At 62.0% G+C, this 21,188-nt stretch carries 16 protein-coding genes; 5 read left to right on the top strand and 11 right to left on the bottom strand.

Annotated elements, in window-relative coordinates; genetic code table 11:
• The first annotated feature begins 23 nt into the window (after nucleotides 1–23).
• The 3 genes from M1D68_RS08185 (at nucleotide 24) to M1D68_RS08175 (ending at nucleotide 2,697) form a co-directional block, all read left to right on the top strand.
• Nucleotides 24–833, top strand: coding sequence for a TatD family hydrolase (locus M1D68_RS08185; RefSeq protein ID WP_457969952.1), 810 nt, complete (start codon nucleotides 24–26; stop codon nucleotides 831–833).
• A 156-nt stretch (nucleotides 834–989) separates the two neighbouring features.
• The gene (locus M1D68_RS08180; protein ID WP_457969950.1) at nucleotides 990–2,207 is read left to right on the top strand and encodes a methyl-accepting chemotaxis protein; all 1,218 of its coding nucleotides are present in this window, start codon (nucleotides 990–992) and stop codon (nucleotides 2,205–2,207) included.
• Between the two features lie 127 nt (nucleotides 2,208–2,334).
• Nucleotides 2,335–2,697 (top strand): Mpo1-like protein, encoded by a 363-nt coding sequence (locus M1D68_RS08175; protein ID WP_420764820.1) that lies wholly within the window; start codon nucleotides 2,335–2,337, stop codon nucleotides 2,695–2,697.
• Nucleotides 2,698–2,711: 14 nt separating this feature from the next.
• Here M1D68_RS08175 and M1D68_RS08170 read toward each other — a convergent pair whose 3' ends face one another.
• The 3 genes from M1D68_RS08170 to M1D68_RS08160 form a co-directional block, all read right to left on the bottom strand.
• The gene (locus M1D68_RS08170; RefSeq protein WP_420764821.1) at nucleotides 2,712–3,509 is read right to left on the bottom strand and encodes an acyl-CoA thioesterase; all 798 of its coding nucleotides are present in this window, start codon (nucleotides 3,507–3,509) and stop codon (nucleotides 2,712–2,714) included.
• Nucleotides 3,510–3,654: 145 nt separating this feature from the next.
• Nucleotides 3,655–4,416: a CHAD domain-containing protein gene (locus M1D68_RS08165; RefSeq protein ID WP_457969947.1), complete on the bottom strand. Its 762-nt coding sequence runs from the start codon at nucleotides 4,414–4,416 to the stop codon at nucleotides 3,655–3,657.
• A gap of 102 nt (nucleotides 4,417–4,518) precedes the next feature.
• The gene (locus tag M1D68_RS08160; protein WP_420764823.1) at nucleotides 4,519–4,809 is read right to left on the bottom strand and encodes a hypothetical protein; all 291 of its coding nucleotides are present in this window, start codon (nucleotides 4,807–4,809) and stop codon (nucleotides 4,519–4,521) included.
• Nucleotides 4,810–5,017: 208 nt separating this feature from the next.
• Here M1D68_RS08160 and M1D68_RS08155 point away from each other — a divergent pair, with 208 nt between their 5' ends.
• Nucleotides 5,018–6,055 carry a patatin-like phospholipase family protein gene (locus tag M1D68_RS08155; protein ID WP_420764824.1) on the top strand — a complete coding sequence of 346 codons (1,038 nt, stop codon included), beginning with the start codon at nucleotides 5,018–5,020 and terminating at the stop codon, nucleotides 6,053–6,055.
• A gap of 114 nt (nucleotides 6,056–6,169) precedes the next feature.
• Here M1D68_RS08155 and M1D68_RS08150 read toward each other — a convergent pair whose 3' ends face one another.
• Together M1D68_RS08150 and M1D68_RS08145 are read right to left on the bottom strand one after the other, a co-directional pair.
• A complete protein-coding gene (locus M1D68_RS08150) occupies nucleotides 6,170–6,868 on the bottom strand; it encodes a response regulator (protein WP_434650413.1) in 699 nt (232 codons plus the stop codon).
• A 47-nt stretch (nucleotides 6,869–6,915) separates the two neighbouring features.
• A complete protein-coding gene (locus M1D68_RS08145) occupies nucleotides 6,916–9,567 on the bottom strand; it encodes a DUF4118 domain-containing protein (RefSeq protein ID WP_457969944.1) in 2,652 nt (883 codons plus the stop codon).
• 324 nt (nucleotides 9,568–9,891) lie between these two features.
• On the opposite strand from M1D68_RS08145, the gene M1D68_RS08140 reads away from it, so the two are divergent.
• A complete protein-coding gene (locus M1D68_RS08140; RefSeq protein ID WP_445570990.1) occupies nucleotides 9,892–10,839 on the top strand; it encodes an IS110 family transposase in 948 nt (315 codons plus the stop codon).
• 36 nt (nucleotides 10,840–10,875) lie between these two features.
• Here M1D68_RS08140 and kdpC read toward each other — a convergent pair whose 3' ends face one another.
• The 6 genes from kdpC to M1D68_RS08110 all read right to left on the bottom strand — a co-directional run bounded on the left by kdpC (nucleotide 10,876) and on the right by M1D68_RS08110 (nucleotide 21,026).
• Complete coding sequence (gene kdpC, locus M1D68_RS08135) at nucleotides 10,876–11,421, bottom strand: potassium-transporting ATPase subunit KdpC (RefSeq protein WP_457969942.1); 546 nt, start codon at nucleotides 11,419–11,421, stop codon at nucleotides 10,876–10,878.
• A gap of 33 nt (nucleotides 11,422–11,454) precedes the next feature.
• Complete coding sequence (gene kdpB / locus M1D68_RS08130; RefSeq protein ID WP_457969941.1) at nucleotides 11,455–13,509, bottom strand: potassium-transporting ATPase subunit KdpB; 2,055 nt, start codon at nucleotides 13,507–13,509, stop codon at nucleotides 11,455–11,457.
• Between the two features lie 9 nt (nucleotides 13,510–13,518).
• Nucleotides 13,519–15,213 (bottom strand): potassium-transporting ATPase subunit KdpA, encoded by a 1,695-nt coding sequence (kdpA, locus tag M1D68_RS08125; RefSeq protein WP_434563099.1) that lies wholly within the window; start codon nucleotides 15,211–15,213, stop codon nucleotides 13,519–13,521.
• 8 nt (nucleotides 15,214–15,221) lie between these two features.
• The gene (gene kdpF, locus M1D68_RS08120) at nucleotides 15,222–15,311 is read right to left on the bottom strand and encodes a K(+)-transporting ATPase subunit F (RefSeq protein WP_032863112.1); all 90 of its coding nucleotides are present in this window, start codon (nucleotides 15,309–15,311) and stop codon (nucleotides 15,222–15,224) included.
• A gap of 447 nt (nucleotides 15,312–15,758) precedes the next feature.
• Nucleotides 15,759–16,169 (bottom strand): hypothetical protein, encoded by a 411-nt coding sequence (locus tag M1D68_RS08115; RefSeq protein WP_457969939.1) that lies wholly within the window; start codon nucleotides 16,167–16,169, stop codon nucleotides 15,759–15,761.
• Nucleotides 16,170–16,172: 3 nt separating this feature from the next.
• A complete protein-coding gene (locus M1D68_RS08110) occupies nucleotides 16,173–21,026 on the bottom strand; it encodes an RHS repeat-associated core domain-containing protein (protein ID WP_457969937.1) in 4,854 nt (1,617 codons plus the stop codon).
• Between the last annotated feature and the right edge of the window lie 162 nt (nucleotides 21,027–21,188).

The following is a 21,188-nucleotide window of genomic DNA, read 5'->3' as shown; positions in this document are numbered from 1 at the left end:
GGCCTTTGGGCCGAGGTAGCACCATGCAACTCATCGATATCGGCGTCAACCTGACCAACCCCAGTTTTGCCGACAAACACCAGGCGGTGCTCGAGCGCGCTTATGAAGCGGGCGTCTGCCAACTGGTCTTGACCGGTACCAGCATCGAAGGCAGCGAGCAGGCCCTTGAACTCTGCCAGCACCTCGACGAAGAGGGGCAACGGCTGTTTTCCACTGCCGGCATCCATCCCCACAGCGCCAGCGACTGGACGACCGACAGCGCCCGACACCTGAAGGATCTGCTCAAGCAAGACCGCGTCCGCGCGGTGGGGGAATGCGGATTGGATTTCAACCGGGACTTCTCGCCCCGCCCACAGCAGGAAAAGGTCCTGGAAGAACACCTAGCCCTTGCGGTGGAGTTGCAATTGCCGGTGTTTCTCCACGAGCGCGACGCCGACCAGCGTCTGCTGGAAATCCTACAAGGCTTTCGTGACCGATTGCCCGCCGCGGTGGTGCATTGTTTTACGGGCGAGAAAAAAGCGCTGTTCCGCTACCTCGATCTGGACCTGCACATCGGAATCACCGGGTGGATCTGCGATGAGCGCCGGGGCACCCACCTGCATCCATTGATGCGGGAAATCCCACGCGGTCGGCTCATGCTCGAAAGCGACGCCCCGTATTTACTGCCGCGCACCCTGCGGCCCAAGCCCAAGAATGGTCGCAACGAGCCGGCGTATCTGACGGACGTCCTTCGCGAAGTTGCCCTGCACCGCGGTGAAACCCAGGAAGACCTGGCAGCCCACACCACCGCCTGCGCCCGGGCGTTTTTTGGGTTGCCGAACCTTTCCGAATGAGCCGAAAGGCCCTGGGGAGCGAGCAAGCTCGCTCCCCAGGGCTCTTGGTCAAGGGCTCTTTAGCATCTGTTGACGCACATCAAAACCCCGCCCCTGGATAGCAGCAGAATACTGGCACCTTGCCGAAACTGTTTCCGCTATCAGAGAAGACCTACCATGGGTGCCTGGCTTAGCAATACCTCGCTTAAATACAAATTCTGGGCGGTCAATGCGGTCGCGTTCGCCACAACCTTGCTGTTGGTGCTCTATGCCATGCACCTGGAACAGCAGGTCCGAGGGGTGAGCCTGGGTCTGGTCTTTGCCGAACGCTTCAGCCAATACGCCGTGGCGGTGATGGTGTTGATGCTGGCAATGCTGGGTGCCTCGCAACTGTTGATCCGCTTCCTGCTCAGTCAGCTCGACACGTTGAAAGACGTGATGCTGCACGTGGAAAAAACCGGTGACCTTTCTGCCCGCGTGCCCCTGGCCTGCCGCGACGAGGTGGGCCAGATGGCCGCCGCGTTCAACGCGATGCAGGCGGGTTACCAACGGGTGGTCGACACCGTCGCCAGCACCGCGCGGCAGCTGGACAACGGGGCCGCTCGGCTGGCGTCGAGCATGAACGAGGTGCGCCACGGCATGCTCGGCCAGCAGAGCGAGACCGACCAGGCCGCCACGGCGATCAACGAGATGTCCGCGACGGTTTATCACATCGCCCAGCATGCTGGCGCCACCCGTGATCTGTCGAAAACCACCGACACCCTCGCCGGCAACGGCCGCGAGGTGGTCAGCCGTGTCCAGCAATCGATTACCGGCCTGTCCACCGGCGTGCAGCAGACCGCCGAGATGATCCGGCGCCTGGCCGAAGACAGCCAGAAAATCAACGGCGTGGTCGGTGTCATCCACAGCATCGCCGAGCAAACCAACCTACTGGCCCTGAACGCCGCCATCGAAGCGGCGCGGGCCGGTGACATGGGTCGAGGCTTTGCGGTGGTGGCCGATGAGGTCCGCAACCTCGCCAGGCGGGTCCAAACCTCTACGGACGAGATCACCACGATGGTGTCGGCGCTGCAGGCGGTCACCCGGGATGCGGTGGAGTTCATGCAGGAAAGTTCGCACAAGGCCGATGACTGCGTACAGCAGGCTTGCGCAGCCGGCGAGGCGTTGGCGCAGATCACCGAGGCGGTGGCGCAGATGCGCGAGAGCAATACCCAGATCGCCGTCGCTGCCGAGCAACAAAGCCACGTCGCCGAGGAGATGAACAGAGCGGTGCTGGGTATTCGCGACGTAACCGAAGACACCGTGCGCCAGACGGTGGACTCCGCCGCCACCAGTGCTGAACTGGCGACGCTGGCGGGGCAATTGAACAAGGCGATTGGGCAGTTGAAGCTTTGAACCCCTCGTCCAGAAGGCTTATGGCTATCGCCACCTATCGCCACGATAGCCAACCGCGATTCGCCGCCCCGCCCGGCCCGACCTATCCTTCGTTTATTCGGTTTAAACGGACTCAAGGAACAGCATCATGGGCAAACGTCACCCCAACCTTCCGGCCTGGCAATGGCGCGCCTACCCTGACAATCATCGCCACCCGACCAACCTGGTCCTGCACCTGATCGCGGTGCCGTTGTTCATCGTCGCGTTTTTGCTGATTGTCTGCGGTGTGTTCAGCCTGAGCCTGGGGGATGTCGCCATCGGTGTGATCGGCTTGCTTGCCGCACTCGGGCTGCAACGCCATGGCCATAGCCTGGAGACACAAGCGCCGGAGCCTTTCAGTGATCGCAAGGACGCGATGTCGCGCCTGCTGGTGGAACAATTCCTGACCTTCCCACGATTTTTTCTAAGCGGTGGATGGTGGCGCGCCTGGCGGGAGCGCCACCGCCGCTGAATCGCCGAAACGTCTCAGCCGAAAATGGTCACTGTCTGCCGGCTCATGGCGATCAGCCGCCCATCGGCACTCCAGAATTTCGCCGCGACATGGCCATAGCCATCCTGGGCGTGTTCGATCTCAGCCAAATACTGGCACCAATCCAACGTCGTGAGTTCCAGCAACGGCTGGACGAACTCGATCGTCCAGGTCAGCGTACTGCCCGGGGCCATCTGGGTGAGGTGCGGTAACAGCGCCGGAGGCCAGGCATCCACCAGCGCCAGGATATGCCCTTCGTCCAGCGGCTGTTCCTTTACATCGCCGCGCAAACGTACCCAACCGCCCATGCTGCGGGATTTATTGCCGGTGAATGGCAGCCCGCCCACGCTCCAGCGCATCGCCAAGTGGCGCATGAACTCAGGCGTAGCGCCCTTGATGTAGGGCAACTCCTGGCATTGCTCGACATCCTTGAATTCAGGCGCGGGGTCAGCCTGCACCGACACGGTTGAAGATCGCGACGCGCCAAAGCTGCCTTGCACCACGGTCACCACTTCACCGTTCTGTACCGCACGCCCCAAGACCTGGCTGACCGCCTTGCCTTCACGCAACACCTGCACTTGAAAACTGACGGGGACGTCGGGCGCGACGGGGCCGACAAAGGTGATCGCCAACGAACGCACCGGGCGATCCGCCGGGACCTGGGCCCTCATCGCCTCGTATTGCAGCGCCGCCACCAGCCCGCCAAAACTGGCCCGTCCCTGGCCCCATTCAGGAGGGATCACAACGGCGCCTGGCTGATGGCGCACGGCATCGATCAAATCGGAGAAGCGCATGTCGACCTCGAGAGCAGCGGAAAAAGATGAAGGAATCTTAACCAGCGCGGGCAAGCGACACAGCGCTCATTCCGGCCAAAGAGACTGACAGAAAAGCCGTGGGGCTTGAATCCACCCCGGATGGTCACAGGGGTTTGGGGTAGCCTCAGGATTTATCGAAACAACTGGCGATGAGTTTATCCAGCACGCGGTCGGACTTGGCCTCGGCCTTTTCCATGGTGATTCGCCAGACCGGCACACAGGCTTGCAAATCGGCTTCATGCTCGGCCCGCGCCAGCCATTGCCAGCAATCATGCCAATCCCCCAGGGCACCTTGGGCAGCCTTCAGCCGTGGCATGGCCGTTTCCGGCAAGCGATCGAGTTCAGGATAGGCCTCGATGGCGTAGCGCACGCGCTTGATCAACAGGCGCAACCGGTGACGGTCATGGGAGGGGTCGCGCAAGGCTTCGCCGAGTTTTTTCCATTGCTTGTCGAGGCGTTTTTCGATGCGCTTGCGCAGCCCGGCAAGCAGGCCCTGGCGCTGGGCAGCGCGGATGAAGCGTGGGAACGCGTCGAGAATCATCAGCAGCTGCGCCAATTCCGGGCTGCTGGCCACGGCGGGATAGGCTTCGGCCATTTGCACCTGGCGCCGCTGCGCCGCGTCGGTCTTGCCGTGCTTTTGCAGATAAGCCGCCAGCACCTCGCGGTCGCGCAAGGGCGTAGTCAGGGTTCCTACTGCCGACGCGGCCGTTTCCAGCTGTTCGACACCGGGCAATCCACGCAACGGACGAAGCAGGCTGCGCAACCGACGGACCGTGGTTCGCAGGTCATGCAGAGCTTCGCTGTCGGTTTGGGCATTCAAGCGGGCCTGGCAGGCCAACAGGCGGACTTCCAGGCCCAGTATCCGGGCCACCAGCCGATCAATCATCGGGCGTACTCCGTACGCAGCTTCGAGTTTCGAGCTACAGGCCGCAAGGGAAAACAGTTTCGCTTCCACTTACAGCTTGCAGCTTGTAGCTCGCCGCTGTGTTTATCGTCCTGCGCGGGATTCGCGAATGTAGAAGCGGGCCTTCTCGGCTTTTTGAGTGCAGCCTTCGAAGGCTTCGAATTGCTGCTGGGTCTTGGCGCCGGTCAGCAGCGACAGGGCCTTGGAGTAGCTGACCGTACCGGCAAAACCTTCGGCCTTGGCCAGGTCCAGTTCGCGCCAGGCGCTGTCGAGTTGGCTGCCACAACTGTCGCGGTACGCGGTCTTGCCGGCACAACCGGCCAGGGCCAGAACCATCAGGGATGCCACCAGGGGCAGGCAGATCCGGGCTTTCATCGATAACACCTCAAGTCAGGTCAACAGTCGTGCTGGTAAGACGGTTTCGCCGGGAAAAAGTGCCTCGGCGCCACCGCTATATTCAAGTGTGGACGAGAATACGCAAATGCCGTCGCGGCGTGTCAAAAAACGACGCCTGCGCCACAACGATTTGAGCCGGGCCGTCGATGAGTGCATTGTTGACGTCTGTTCGATAAGAGGCCGGCTCATGACAAAACGTGTCGCATTGGTATTGGGCTCGGGCGGCGCCCGGGGCTATGCCCATATCGGAGTGATCGAGGAAATCGAACGGCGCGGCTACGACATTGCCTGCATCGCCGGCTGCTCCATGGGCGCCGTCGTGGGCGGAATCTACGCCGCCGGCAAGCTCGAGGATTACCGCAACTGGATCGAAAGCCTCGACTACCTGGATGTGCTGAGGCTGGTGGACGTCAGCTTTCGTCTCGGGGCGATTCGCGGAGAAAAAGTCTTCGGGCAAATCCGAAAAATTGTCGGCGAACTCAACATCGAAGACCTGCGCATTCCTTATACGGCTGTCGCCACCGACCTGACCAACCAGCAGGAAATCTGGTTCCAGGAAGGTTGCCTGCACCAGGCGATGCGCGCCTCGGCGGCCATTCCCAGCCTGTTCACCCCGGTGATGCAAGGCAACCGCATGCTGGTGGACGGCGGGCTGCTCAACCCGCTGCCGATCGTGCCAGTGGTGTCGAGCCATTGCGACCTGATCATCGCGGTCAACCTCAACGCCACCAACCAGAAGCAATATCGGCTGCCAGTGATCCAGCGCCCCGCCGCGTTCCGGCGTCGCTTCGATACCCTGGTCAGCTCCCTGGGCTCACGGCTGCCATTTCGCCGCAAACAGGCCGAGCAGCTGTTGCTGCTGGAGCAGGAAGCGCTGAAGGCCGAGGCCGCCGATATCAACCCGTGGATCGAATCCGCCGAGCCGGAAGGCCAGCAACCGGCCGCCGCGCCAGAGAGCGACGGTGCGCCAAGATCCGCCACCGGCTCGTTCATCATCGATAACGTCGGGCCCGCGTCCTTGCTGGATTTGATCAACCAGAGTTTCGAAGTAATGCAGACCTCGCTGGCCCAGTACAAAATCGCCGGTTACCCGCCGGACGTGCTGATCAACGTGCCGAAACGGGTGTGCCGGTTCTTCGAATTCTACAAGGCGCCGGAACTGATCGCGTTGGGGCGGGAGATCGCCCGGGATACGTTGGATCGGTATGAGAGTGAGCAGAATTAGGGATCTGCGCTGACTGGGCGGGCGTCATCGCGAGCAAGCTCGCTCCCACAATGAAATGCGGCCCACTGTGGGAGCGAGCTTGCTCGCGATAATGTCCGCCCAGACTCCGATGGATTAAAGCCCCCCCTCCTCCAACAACCGATACCCCACCCCCGCTTCAGTCACGATAAACCGAGGCCGGGTCGGGTCGTCGGCCAGTTTCTGGCGCAGGTGACCGACCACGATGCGCAGATAGTGGCTGTCCTCAACGTGGGTCGGGCCCCAGATGTCCTTGAGTAGTTGTTGCTGGGTGATGACCCGCCCCGGATGTCGCGCCAGTTGCGCCAGCACCGCGTATTCCTTGCGGGTCAGGGCCACTTCGGCGCCGTTCAGCAGGACCCGGCGATACGCCAGGTCCACCGTCAGCGGGCCGAACGTCAGCGCCGCCGGCGGTGCCTCGCCTGGCGGCGCCTGGCGCAGCAACGCACGCACGCGGGCAAGGAATTCCTGGATGCCAAAAGGCTTGGTCACGTAGTCATTGGCGCCGTTGTCCAGCGCCTCGACTTTCTGCGCCTCGCTGGCCCGCACCGAGAGGACCAGCACCGGCACCGCCGACCACTGGCGGAACTCTCGCAACACTTGCTGACCGTCCATGTCCGGCAGGCCCAGGTCGAGCACCAACAGGTCGGGTTTGTTCAACGCCGCCTGGGCCAGGCCCTCGGCTCCCGTCTCGGCTTCGAGCACCTTGTAGCCTTGCGAGGCCAGGCTGATGCGCAGGAATTTGCGGATCTGCGGTTCGTCATCGATGACCAAAAGGGTCGCGCTCTGGCTCATGGGGTCCATTCATCCAATCAAGTGGCGAGAGCATAACGCAGCGCCGGTCAGGCTTCATCGTCCATGCCTGGTTGTGCCTGCAAGGGCAGGTGCAAAGTGATGCAGGTGCCACGACCGTCGAGGCCGTCGCCGACGCTGATCCGCCCACCGTGGGCACCGACCATGCCCTGGCAGATCGCCAATCCGAGCCCGGTGCCCTGCCCGCCTCGATCACCGCGCGCAGCGGTGTAGAACATGTCGAAAATCTTTTCCCGCTCTTGCTCGGGAATGCCCGGCCCTTCATCCGCCACGGCGAACAGGATTTCGTCGGCCGTCGCCTCGGCGTTGAGCAGCAGCCGTCCATGGGCCGGGGAAAACCGCGCGGCGTTCTCCAGCACATTGACCAGGGCCTGTTCGATCAGCGCGGCGTGGACATACAGCAACGGCAAGCCGACCGGCACCTGGACATCGACCGCCAACGGCGCCAGCACGGCCCGCAGACGGTTCAACGCACTGGCGACGATGTCGGCGGGTGACACCCAATCGCGTGCCAGCTTCAGCGCGCCATGGCCGAGCCGGGTCATGTCGAGCAGATTCTGGATATAACGGTCCAGGCGCTCGGCCTCGTCGCGGGTGCCTTCCAGCAGCTCGCGACGGTCCTGCAGCGGGATCGCCTCGCCCAGCGCCAACAGGCTGTCGATGCTGCCGCGCATGGACGTCAGCGGTGTGCGCAGATCATGGGAGACAGACGCGAGCAAGGCACTGCGCAACTGTTCGGTTTCGCCGTGCAGGCGCGCTGCTTCCAGATCCTGTGCCAGTTGCGCCCGGGCCAGCGCCTGGGCCAGCGGCTGGCTGAGGGCCGCCAACAAGCGTCGACGATGGCCGCTCAACGGCTTGCCGTCTTTCGGGCAGACGCCCAGCAGGCCCAGCGGAGCGCCCTCGCTGGACAAAGGCCACCACCACCAGCGCCCGGACGGCAACGTCGCGGTGCCGGCACCGGCCGGTTGGTCGTGTTGCCAGGACCAGTCGGCGGCAGCGCGCTCGGCCTCGGTGAAGGTCAACGGCTCGGCGGTCTCGACCTTCCAACCATGCCCGCCGTCGCGGTTGAGCAGGCACAGCTGCAAATCGTCCTCGCTGTCGAGGTGTTGCACGGCGGCGCTGATCACGGCCTGGCGATCCGTGGCGGCAGTCAGCTTGCGTGACAGGTCGAGCTGTTCACCGGTTTCCTGCTGGGTGTCGCGCAGCGCTTGCAGTTGACGGCGCTGGCGGGCCGCGAGATTGCCCGTCAGGGCGGCCATCAGTAGGAAAAATGCCAGCGTCAGTACGTCCTCTTCGCGCTGGATCGTCAGGGAAAAATTGGGCGGGATAAACAGAAAATCGTAGGCCAGGAACGACAGCGCCGCACAGGCCAGGGCCGGGCCGAGGCTGCTGCGCACCGCCACCAGCAACACCGCCATCAGAAACACCAGGGAGATGTTCGGCAGTGCCAGCAACCCTGAGACTCCCCAGGCCAAGGCACTGGCCGTCATCGTCGCCGCGAGCGCCAGGGCATAGTCGAAACCGGTGGCGAGGGTGCTCAGGGCCAAGCGCGTGGGCGGTGGCGATTCATCGCTGTCCAACACGTTGATTTCCAGGCCACGGGCGTTGCGCAAAAGGCGTGAGGCCAGGCCACCGCCAAACCATCGCCGCCGCAGACGCCGGCGGGACTGCCCTACCAACAGCAACGTGGCGCGGCGTTGCATGGCGTGCTGGATCAACGTCCGCGCGACCTCCCCGGCGCGCAGCGACACCACTTCCCCTCCCAGGCGCTCGGCCAATTGCTGGGCGTTCTGCAGACGTTGGCGGGACGACTCGTCCCGCGCCCCGCCGTTATCCACATGCACCACGCTCCACGGCAGATGCCGGCGCTGGGCGACGCGGCTGGCGTGGCGTACCAACCGTTCGGCCTGCAAGTCGCCGTCCACGCCCACCAGCAACCGACCGCGCACCGCCGGCGCCGCCTGGCCCAGTTGCCGATAGCCTTGCGCCAGATCGTCGTCCACTTGCGCCGCCGCGGTCTGCATGGCCAGCTCGCGCAGCGCGGTAAGATTGGTCTGGGTAAAAAACGCATCGATGGCTGCCCGCGCCTGCTCCGGCACATAAACCTTGCCGTCGCGCAGGCGCTCCAGCAGCTCGCGCGGCGGCAAGTCGATCAGCAGCAACTCGTCGGCTTCCTGCAACACCCAGTCCGGCAACGTCTCGCGCACCTGCACGCCGGTGATGCCGCGCACCTGATCGTTGAGACTTTCCAAATGCTGGACGTTCACCGTGGTGTAGACATCGATGCCTGCCGCCAACAACTCCTGGATGTCTTGCCAGCGCTTGGCATGCCGGCTGCCGGGCGCGTTGCTGTGGGCCAGTTCATCCACCAACACCAGGCTCGGGCGAGACGACAAAAGGCCGTCGAGGTCCATTTCCTCGAGCACCACGCCGCGATATTCCGAACGCACCAGCGGCTGCTGCAGCAGGCCATTCAACAGCGCTTCGGTCTCGGCGCGCCCGTGGGTCTCGACCACGCCGGCGACGACGTTCGTGCCTTGGCGCAGCCGGGCGTGAGCCGCTTGCAGCATGGCGTAGGTCTTGCCCACGCCCGGCGCGGCGCCGAGAAAAACCTTGAGGCGGCCACGGTCGTGGCGGGGCAGATTGGCTAGCAGTGCATCGGCGCGGCCGGAGTCGCTCATGCTATGTCTCTTGTTTCAGGGATGGAATTGAGCCTCTGTGGGAGCGAGCTTGCTCGCGATGGCGGTCGTTCAGCCGTCACTGTCATTGACTGACCCACCGCTATCGCGAGCAAGCTCGCTTGTATGGTAGGGCTTGAAGGGAGGAGGAGGGACAAGGCTCGATTCTGACTGTTCGCGCAGTACAGACCGTGGGAGATTTTCACCCCTCCTCCTTTCACCCAAGCGCCGATAAAGAATGCATCTGGCCTAGACCGACGATAGGAACAAGCCTGCGCCTCTGGGTGAACCCTTCAAGTGTTCAAACCTTAGCGCGGAGGATTTTCAATGGCAATGCCGGTTTCTGTCGCAAAGCCGATCGTGGGGGTTGATGTCGCCAAAGATGAGTTGGTGATTTATCACGCAGAAACAGATCGACTGGAAGCGATCCCCAACACCAAAGCTGCGATCAAGAAGTGGCTCAAGGAATTGCCTGCGCCAGTGGATGTCGCCATCGAGGCCACCAATATCTATCACCAGGACTTCGCCGACCTGGCTTATGCGCAGGGCTGTGTGATCTACATGATCGGCGGCTACGAACTCAGCCATTACCGCAAAGGTGTGAAAGTTCGCGCCAAAACCGATGCGCTGGATGCTCGGTTGTTGGCTCGCTACTTGAACAACGAAGGCCACCAGTTGCACCCGTGGACCCCGCCATCGCCCCTGTATTGCCGGCTTATAAGCCTTTTCCGGCGCCGGGCAGCCTTGGTTCAGGCGCGTGTCAGCCTCAAGCAAAGTTGGTCGAACGAACCGTTGCTCAAAACGGCCTTTGAGAACCAGATAAAGGCCATGCAGCGACTGGAAATCTTGCTTGAGAAAACAATCCAGACGCAATTGGATGCAGCCGGTCTGGGCAGTCAGCTCAAGCGCTGCATGAAAGTCGAAGGAATCGGGCTGTTGAGCGGTGCGCGTTTACTTACGTCGTTTCAGCGTGGAGATTTCAGAAATGCCGATGCCTTCATCGCTTTTCTAGGGCTGGACCTGCGCATATCGGACTCGGGAAAAAAGAAGGGACGCCGCTGCCTGTCTAAGCGAGGTGACCCGGAGGCGCGCCGATTGATGCACAACGCCGCGATGTCGGCGAGCCGCACAGCGGCGTGGAAGGGTTTTTATGGGGCTCTGCGGGCTCGAGGGCTAAGCACAACCGAAGCATTAGTGGCACTGGCCCGCAAGCTTGCCCGAGTGGTATTCGCTCTGTTGAAGAACCAGAGCGAATACTTACCAAAAGGCATCTAAGGGCTAGCCATGCACCATAGAATCTCCCACAGGTTTCTACAGTTTTTCCAGGGCCATGTTCAGCGCCAGCACGTTTACCACCGGCGGTCCCACCAACGGTTGCTCGATGTTTTCATTGAGCAACAGCTGCAACCTCGACACTGGCACATTCCTGGCCGCCGCGACACGCGTCAGTTGATAGGCAATCGCGGCCGGAGGCAAGTGCGGGTCCAACCCGCTGCCGGAAGTGGTCAGCAGCGCCAGGGGTACCGGTCCCTGGCCGGGCACTTGCAGCTTCTGGGCACCATCGATCACCCGCGTGGCCAGTGCCGGGTTGCTCGGCGAAAAGTTGCTCGCGCCACTGGCCACCGTCGCAAACGCGCCTGCCGAGGGCCGCGGATGAAACCACCCATCGCCGACGAAATCCTGGGCGATCAGCCGGGAGCCACGGACCTTGCCGTCGGCATCATGGACCAGGCTGCCGTTGGCCTGGTCCGGGAAAACGATTTGCGCCACGCCGGTGACGATGAGTGGGTAAGCGATGCCGGTGATCAAGGTCATCAGCAGCAACAGGCTCAAGGCCGGGCGAATCAAGGTGAACATTGCTAAATCCTCAGTTGATGGATGTCTTCAGGCTCAAACCAACCCCAATCCCGTCAGCAACAGATCGATCGCCTTGATCCCCACGAACGGCACCGCGATCCCGCCCAGGCCGTAGATCAGCAGGTTGCGGCGCAGCAAGGCCGCCGCGCTCGCGGCTTGCACTCGCACGCCGCGCAGGGCCAGGGGGATCAACACGACGATGATCAGGGCGTTGAAGACGATGGCCGACAGGATCGCGCTTTGCGGGCTCTGCAAATGCATGACGTTCAATACGCCGAGCTGCGGATAGATGGAGGCGAACAGCGCCGGCAGGATGGCGAAGTACTTGGCGATATCATTGGCGATGGAAAACGTGGTGAGCGCGCCCCGGGTCACCAGCAGTTCCTTGCCGATCTGCACCACGTCCAGCAACTTGGTCGGATCGCTGTCGAGGTCGACCATGTTGGCCGCCTCGCGCGCGGCCTGGGTGCCGTCGTTCATCGCCATGCCTACATCGGCCTGGGCCAGGGCCGGAGCGTCGTTGGCGCCGTCGCCACACATGGCGACGAGTCGACCATCGTTCTGCTCATGGCGAATGCGCGCCAGTTTTTTCTCCGGCGTGGCCTCGGCCAGCACATCATCCACGCCGGCTTCGGCGGCAATCGCGGCAGCGGTCAGCGGGTTGTCGCCCGTGACCATCACGGTGCGGATCCCCAGTTTGCGCAGCTCGGCAAAGCGCTCGCGGATGCCGGGCTTGACCACGTCCTTGAGGTGAATGGCGCCGAGCAATTTTCCGTCCACGCAGACCAGCAACGGCGTGCCGCCGCTCTGGGCGATCTTGTCGACTTCCCGGCCCAATGCGGTGGGCAGTCCGTCACGGGGCAAGCCAATGAAAGTCAGCAGCGAATCCACCGCGCCCTTGCGATACACGCGCCCCTGATAATCCACGCCGGACAAGCGTGTTTCGGCACTGAATGGCACGGCTGTCAGTAACTCCGCGGCGGGTTCAGCCTGAGGATGCAACCCACGCAGGTATTCGACGATGGACTTGCCCTCGGCCGTATCGTCGGCCAACGAGGCGAACAACGCGCCTTCGGCCAGCTCCTTGGCGCTTACGCCCGGGGCGGCATAGACCGCTGCGCAACGACGGTTACCAAACGTGATGGTGCCGGTCTTGTCCAGCATCAACACGTGCACATCCCCCGCTGCCTCCACGGCGCGACCGGACTTGGCGATCACGTTCAGGCGTACCAGGCGGTCCATCCCGGCGATGCCGATGGCCGACAGCAAGCCGCCGATGGTGGTGGGGATCAACGTCACCAACAGCGCCACCAGGAACACCAGCGGCAGGCTGCCGTTGGCGAAATGGGCGAACGGCTGCAACGTCACCACCACCAGCAGGAAGATTAGCGTCAGACCAATCAGCAAGATATCCAGCGCCACTTCGTTCGGGGTTTTCTGGCGTTTGGCGCCTTCCACCAGGGCGATCATGCGATCCAGGGTGGATTCGCCGGGATTGCTGGTGATGCGCACCAACAACCAATCGGAGACCAGCCGCGTATTGCCGGTAACCGCCGAGCGATCCCCGCCCGATTCGCGAATGACCGGCGCCGACTCCCCGGTGATCGCCGCTTCATTGACCGCCGCGATGCCTTCGATCACTTCGCCGTCGCCGGGGATCATCTCCCCCGCCGCAACGCGCACGACATCGCCTTTGCGCAGGCGTGTGGCGGGTATCACCTCGAAACCGTTCGCCGTCTGGCGGCGGGCACTCAAGCCTTCACTGCCAGCCTTGAGGCTGTCGGCGCGAGCCTTGCCGCGCCCTTCGGCCAAGGCTTCGGCGAAGTTGGCGAACAACACTGTGAACCACAGCCACAGGGCAATCTGCGCGGCCACGAAAGTCGGCACGGTGCTGTCGGGAATCAGGCACAGCACAGTGGTGAGGATCGCGGTGAGTTCCACCACCAGCATCACTGGCGCACGGTGCAACTGGCGTGGATCAAGCTTGACGAAAGCTTGCACCAACGCAGGCCGCCACAGCGCCGACAGATTGGTTTTCGGTTGCTCCGGCGCCTTGGCGACGACGGTCTTACTCATCGGCATGTTCATCTCAAATCCTCAGAAACCCAGGCTCAGGTGTTCGGCGATCGGGCCCAGGGCCAGGGTTGGCAGGAAGGTCAGGCCGCCGACCAACAGGATGGTCACGGTCAGCAACGTTACGAACAGCGGGCCGTGGGTGGGAAAGCTGTTCTGGCCGACAGGGGCGGGCTTTTTCATCGCCAGGCTACCGGCCAACGCCAGCACCGGCAGGATGTAGCCGAAACGGCCAATCAACATGCCCAGGCCCAGCATCAGATTGTGAAACGGCGTGTTGGCGCCAAAACCGGCGAAAGCCGAACCGTTGTTGGCCCCCGCCGAGGTGTAGGCGTAGAGCAATTGGCTGAAACCGTGGGCGCCAGGGTTGCTCACCGCCGCCGCAGGGCCGGGCAGGCTTGCGGCAATAGCGCCGAGCACCAGCACGCTCACGGGCATCACCAGCAGCGTTACCACCAGCAATTGCACTTCCCGGGCACCGAGCTTCTTGCCCAGGTATTCGGGCGTGCGACCAATCATCAACCCGGCGAGGAACACCGCAATCAGCACATTCAGCAACATCCCGTAGAGCCCGGCCCCGACGCCGCCGAAGACCACCTCGCCGACCATCATGTTCATCAGCGCCACCATGCCGCTGAGGGGGTTGAGGCTGTCGTGCATGGCGTTGACCGAGCCGTTGGACGCCGCCGTGGTCGTCACTGACCAAAGCACCGTGGCAGTGGTGCCGAAGCGCGCCTCCTTGCCTTCCAGCGGCGCGGCTTGCTCAACCGCGGCGTTGTCGAGGGCTGGATTGGGTTGGGACTCGGCCCACAGCGACGTCGCGCCGCCGATCAGGAACAGCGCAAGCATGCAGGCGATGATCGCCCGGCTCTGGCGCAGGTCCTTGACGTAGTGGCCGAAGGTGAACACCAGCGCCGCCGGAATCAGGATGATCGACGCGACTTCGAACAGATTGGTCCAGGCCGTCGGGTTCTCGAACGGGTGCGCCGAGTTGACGCCGAAGAAACCGCCGCCATTGGTGCCCAATTGCTTGATTGCAATCTGGCTGGCCGCCGGCCCGAGCGGGATCACTTGATCCACGCCCTGCATCGTCACGCCATGTATGTAATGCGCGAAGGTCTGCGGAACGCCCTGCCACACCAGAAACAGCGCCAGTACCAGGCACAGCGGCAACAATCCGTAGAGCGTGGCGCGGGTCAGGTCGACCCAGAAATTGCCGAGGGTCGTGGCGGACTTGCGCCCGATCCCACGACACAACGCCACCAGCACAGCCAGGCCAGTGGCGGCGCTGACGAAGTTCTGCACCGTCAGGCCGATCATTTGGCTCAAGTAACTGAGGGACGCCTCACCGCTGTAGGACTGCCAGTTGGTGTTGGTCATGAAACTGACCGCCGTGTTGAAGGCCTGGGTCCATTCCATGCCGGGCAGGTTTTCGGTGTTGAGTGGCAAATGCCCTTGCAACAACAGAACCGCGAACAACAAAGCGAAACCCGCCAGGTTGAAGGCGAGCAAGGCCAAGGTGTACTTCTGCCAACTCTGCTCGGTGGTCGGATCGACACCGGCCACCTTGTAACAACACCTCTCCACCGGACCAAACACCGGTGAAAGCCAGGTGCGCTGGCCTTCCATCACCCGATAGTAGAACCGCCCCAGGAACGGTGCCGGAATCAGCACCAGCGCAAAAAAGCCAAGGATCAGCCCGTAGTCATAGCCGTGCATAACCGCTCCTAACCCCGGTCCGCGCGCAACAGCGCAACCAACAGATAAATGAACAGCGCCACTGCCAACAGCAGCGACACCCCGTCCAGAACACTCATGGGATTTCTCCGTGGTACGGCGTCGTGCCGTGTGTGGAGAGATTGTCGGTAGGGAGGGTGTAAAGGTGCGAGATCGAGGGTTGGGTGGGGGGATAAAGAAATTGTAAAAAAACGGGGTGGGGTTGAGGGGGTGGCCCATTCACGAGGCGGCGGAACTGCTCAAGTCGTGGAGGCCCTTTAGGGATAACGCCGTCAATCTTGCTCGCGATTGACGGCCTCCCTCGTTTAGTCAATGTCCATCAGCTGAACTGTTGCCGGCGGCTATCTTTTTTATTTTATTTAGCGCGTTCGCTAATGCTTCTTCCAGCTGTATCCAGTTTGTTGTGATTTCAGAGTGTATCGGAATGTCCCTGTTGGATTTGTTATAGCCGTTTTAGCGCGCCACCAAACAGTTTCGCTCTGATGGCTGGTCAGTCCTAAGGCACGCCGAGGAGGCACTGCACTGCCTTATATGCTCGGAACATCATCTTTATTTAATGATTGCATCCAATGCAAATAGTAGTTGATTTGCTCTTGGATGTTGTTTGTTAAATCTCTATCTTCGTAATCAAAGATATTTACGATTCTATCGTCGTCCGCCGGTTCACCAGCAGTAACCTCGTAAGCGATTATCCCTCCAGACATCTGCGAAGACATCCGCGAAGGGTGTACGTTAAGCTTCGAGCCCTTGCATAAAAATTTTACATCCGGGTAATCTTCCCTGACTTTTCCAAAGCACATATACAGGTCAGCGTCGGTATAAGATCTTTCTGACCCGTCCGGCATCAGCACGGTCATCATGTTGGTTTTCCGATCGCATTTAAATTTCGCAGTCTTTAAAGAGCTGCCTATTTCAACTGCCACCTCACGAATAATCATATATCACCTTTTGAAATTAGGTATCGAATAGCCCACGAAAGCTCCATCTGAATCCACGGGAGTTGCGCCAACTATATCTTTTTTATCGACACCGCCAGGAACTGCTATCTCCAATTCCTTCCGATGGGGTGAGAGCAGACCAAGTTTTTTATTAACATCAATGCCTGGCACATTTTTTAATACATATACATACCCTGACTCGAGCCCGTACCCCGTTGCAAATTTTTTCGCCTCCTTCATCGAAGTGGTGGTGCTCACATAGATGCTGGGGGGACTCCGATTATCCTTAGCGTGAAGGAATAAATCAGTACTAAAGCCTAATGGTTCGAAGCCTTCGTCAAAAATTTCCCACGGTTCTCTGGTGTCGCCTCTATAGGTATAGATAGCTTTGGGCTTGGCGCCTGGGGACTCAGGGCCCCCTTCGTTCACCCCAACCTTATCTGTCGGCTCCTCAACCCCAACCGCCGGCTTACACCCACCGCTCCCAGGACAATCCACCAACCCCAACGGATCCACCCACCCCGTCGGGTTCAGGGTGTACCGGTACCCATTCAACCCACCCGCCAGCTTGCTCGGGTCGAGCGTCAAATACCGCCCCGTCTCCGGATTGTAGTACCGGTGCCGGTTGTAATGCAGGCCGCTTTCCCGGTCGTGGTATTGCCCCTGAAAGCGCAGCGGTTGTTCCAGGCGCTTGCCGTCGCCGTGGCGCAGTTCGGTGAGTTTGCCGTAGCCGTTGTAGCGCGCGGCCCAGACGACTTCGCCTTGGTGGCTGGTCAGTTCCTGAGGGGTGCCGAGGTGGTCGAGGTGGTAGTAGAACGGCGTGGCTTTTTCCGGGCCTGCGCCTTCCAGCAGGGCCAGGGGGCGGAAGGTGCCGGGCTCATAGACGTAGCTCTGGTAGTGACGGTCGCTGCTTTCAGCGATGACCTGGTCGCCCTGCCAGATGAATTCCGTGGTAAGGCCGTCCACGGTCTTTTCGATGCGTCGGCCGAAGGCGTCGTAGCGGTAGGAGGTTTCGCTTTCGTCGGGGGTGGTGACGCCGATGAGCCGATGTTGGCTGTCGTAGCGGTATTGCGTGACGAGGCACTGGGCATGGCCGCGGCGTTCGCGGACCAGGTTGCCGTAGGCGTCGTAGTCATAGTGACGATCACCCTCCATCAGCAGGCGGTTGCCCTTGAGGGTGGTCGGGCCGGGACGGTCGTTGAACAACACATTGCCGGCCGGGTCGTGGGAAAAGTGTTCCGGGGGTTGGCTGTGGGCGTAGTCGATGCGCACCAGGCGATCCAGCGCGTCGTACTGGTAGCCGCGTCGGTTTCGCGTGTCGGAAAGCGCGGCGAGGTTGCCGTTGGCGCTGTAGGAATAGTCACGCCAGAACAGTTGTTTTTGCTGGCTTTGCCACACGGTCTGGGCCTTGAGGCGACCCTGTTCGTCGTAGCTGTAGTCGCTGAGCAACTGGCCCTGCTGGCGCTGGCGTTCGCGGCCGCCCTTGAAGCGGTGTTCGGTCAGGCACGTGCCGTTGAGGTCGATGGCGATCAGCGCCCCGCCTCGCAGGTGGCGGTAATCCAGGGTGCTGCGATCGGGCAGGCGGCAATGGACCAGCCGGCCGACATCGTCGTAGCGATAATGCAGGCTCGCCCAACCCTGGTGTTCGGCGACGAGGCGGTCCTGGTTGTCGTATTCGTAGGCCAGCGGCCAATGGCCGTCTTCAACGCTGATCAGTCGCCCGAGGGCGTCGTAGCCGTACTCGACCGTGGCACCGTCGGGCAAGGTCTTGCGCAGCAGGCGGCCGGCGGTGTCGCGTTGGTAGGCGGTGATCCGCTGGCTGCCGTCGGCGCCGAATTCGGTCTTTTCCAGCAGGTGGCCGTTGAGGTCGTAGGCGTAGCCGGTGCGCTGGCCGTCGAAGCCGGTTTCCTGTCGGATCAGTCCGTTGGGCGTGTAGTCCAGCTGATACTTTTCGCCGGATTCGTTCTCGATTTCGGTCAGCAACAGCCGCGCCGAGTCGTAGCGGTACTTCAGTTCGCTGCCGTCGGGGTTGAGGCGGCGGCTGACCAGGTGCAGATCGTCGGCGTATTCGTAGCGGGTGATGCGCCCCAGTTCGTCCCGTTCCGCGGTGACCTTGCCGTAGGCGTTGTAGGTCCATGCACGGGTCGCGCCGGTGGGCAGGGTGGTCTGTAGCAAGCGGCCCACGGCGTCCCATTGGTAATGGGTGATGGCGCCGCGTTCGTCTTGACGGGTCAGCAGGCGGCCCAGGGCGTCGTAGGTAAAAACTCGCTGGCCGTCGTCCGGCAGGATTTCTTCCGTCAGTTGGCCCAACGGGTTTCGCACAAAATGATGGGCACCGCCGTCCGGGTAGCTGATGGTGTTCAGTTGCCCCTGGTCGTCGTAGTGATACCAAGTGCTTTGGCGAGCCGGGTCGACGACTTCGATGATGTCGCCCTGGGCATTGCGCCAGTAGGTCCACACGGCCTTGCCGCGGGTCCGGGCGTGCAGGAAACCGTTTCGGTATTCGTAGGACGTGGGCTCGCCTTCCGGCGGAATCAGCGCCACCAGCCGTCCGACTTCGTCGTAGCGGTATTCGGTGACGGCGCCCAGCGGGTCTTGCTCGGCGATCAGCCGGCCCTGTTCGTCATAAGCCTTGAGGTGTTCGCCGCCGGCGGGATCGACCTGGCGCACCAGCCGCGCGTGGTCGTCGTGGACATACACGTCCTGGCTGCCATCGATATGCCGGACCGTGACGCTGCCGTCGTCGCCCCAGGTGTAGCGGCTGTCCATCTGCGCGAACGAGGCCCAATGCCGGACACAGCGCGCCGCCGGGCCGAGGCCTTGCCACTCCCAGTAGAAACTCGCGCCCCCGGCCAGTTGCCGCTGGAGGATGACGTGCTGGTCGTCGTAGTCGTAGCGCTCGCTCTCGCCGGCGGCGTTGGTCGCTTCGATGAGGCGCGAACGCGCATCGTAGCGGTAGGTCACCAGGGTCTGTTCGGTGCGCCAGGCTTCGTCGAGGGTCAGCGCCGGGTGGAAGCTCTGATACTCGATGGCGACCAGATGCCGATGCTCATAGCGCAAACGCAAACAGCGGCCGGCACCGTTGTCCAGGCGGCTGATGTCGCCGTAGATGTTGCGTTGGACGGTCAGGCGGTTGTCGTACCGATCGCTCAGGGCCGTCAGATGGCCGTCGCGAAAATGTAGGAAAGGAGCGTCTTCGCCGGGCTGGGCGACGATCAATTCGTCCGGCTCGTTGCTCAGGTAAATCGCCGCGCGGGCCAGGCTGTTGTGGATGGCGGGGCGTTGCAGGCTGGGCCGGGGAAACGTGGTGCGGCGGTTTTCCTGGTCGATCCAGGTCACCTGCTCGCCGTCGATCAACAGGCGATGGGCCAGGGCATGGGTCCATCCGCGGCCGAGCCCGATGTCCAGGTCGGCGGCGCTGGTGCGGTAGAGGCGGGTGAAGACGAAGGGCAAGCGGCCGTCGAGGGTGCCGTCTTCGAGGGTGAGCAGCTCTTCGCCGGTGACCATGGACACCGGGCAACCGTCGGTGCGGGTCTGGGCGGCGCTGTCGGCGGGGTCGCCGTTGGGGTTTTTCGATTGGGCGGGGGCGTCGTCGTGGTGTTCTTGTTTGCTCAGTTGCGTAGACGGCTGGGATTTTTCCCGCACGATCGCGGCAGGATTGCTGACCGACAGAGGTGGGGAGTCTCCCGTGGTGATTTGCAAGGGTCTGACAGGCGCCGGCCCCACTGAAGGTCCTCGCCCCGCAATCACGACCGGCTTGAGCACATCGGCATGAGCGTTAAGGCTGTCGCCACCGAGTTGGCCCAGGCGTTGGCTCGAGGCCTGCAACCATGCGCGGACGCGTTCCGAACGAACCAAACGCAGCGCCTTGCCGCTCAGGCGCAGACCCAAACCCAGGCCGCCGGTGACAGCCGCCAATAGGAAATTGATCAGAATCTCGGTGCGCATCTCCCCCATGACTTCGGCCATGTACTGCGGCGGCAGCATCCGCAGCCAAGTGGTGAACGCCGCCGTGTAGACGAAGAGCAAGGGCTCATCGCTCAGGATCATCAGCGCTTTGGCGATCGCCTCTGACGAAGTTTCCAGCAGTTGCTCAAGCTCGGCCCCGGTGAGGTATTCCAGCAACTTTTCACTGTTGGACTGCAGGTCCGCCAACAGATTGAAAATCTGTTTGACGTTGTCCCACAGTCCACGGAGGACTCTTTCAAAATCGCGCTGTTCGGCTTCTTGCAACACGTTAAAACGCTTCACGAAACCGCTTTCGGTGAACTCTTTCCACAGCGGTTGAAACTCGTTCCACTCGGCTTTCAGCCAACCTTCGAGTTCGGCGATCACGAGGTGGTAGGAGGCATACAGCGCCTTCACATGATCGGTCGTAACATCAGGGAAAAAGGTGATGCGGTAACGCCGGCCGCGATCGCATTTGGGGATTTCCAAGATGCCGCTGGGGCCGATGACGTGACGGACTGGCTCGCCAAACGTTTCCTTCCCCTGCGCGTTCACACTGATCGGTTCCAACACCACCGGCGTGTCGCCGATCGGCACGAAACGTGATGCCTGGAACATATGCACAAGGGTCAATGGACCTTGCGCCGGACACGCTGTCACCACGGAGCTGACCCGTTTGCCGCCGTCCTTCGCGGGTGCGAGCGACACCTCGTTGCCCACCTTGAACACTTGCTTGATGTCCAGTGTCCGGCCACTCCATAACTTCTCTGCCCACGTGTCGTAGTCCCCCAGGCAATGGCGAAAGTCCTGCAGTACCGCTTCGATATCGGGGTGATCCGGGTTCATGACCGCCATCACCAGCGAACCAATGACGTTGCCCTGGGCAAGGATTTTGTCGTAGGGGAGCATGTAAACATCTCGCAACGCAGGAGTGGGCGCGAGACTGTGCCGAGGACGGCTGGGGAAATAAGTCAGGAAAAGAAGCGGTGCGCGTAGGGCGATTCCTTAATTGGCTCAACCGAGCCAGTAGCCCACCGTAATCTCTGCTCGCAATGACGCCCACCCAGGTAC

Source organism: Pseudomonas sp. R4-84, assembly GCF_054130985.1.
Note: the sequence above shows the minus strand (reverse complement) of the source record. Positions and strands in the feature narration are given on the sequence as shown.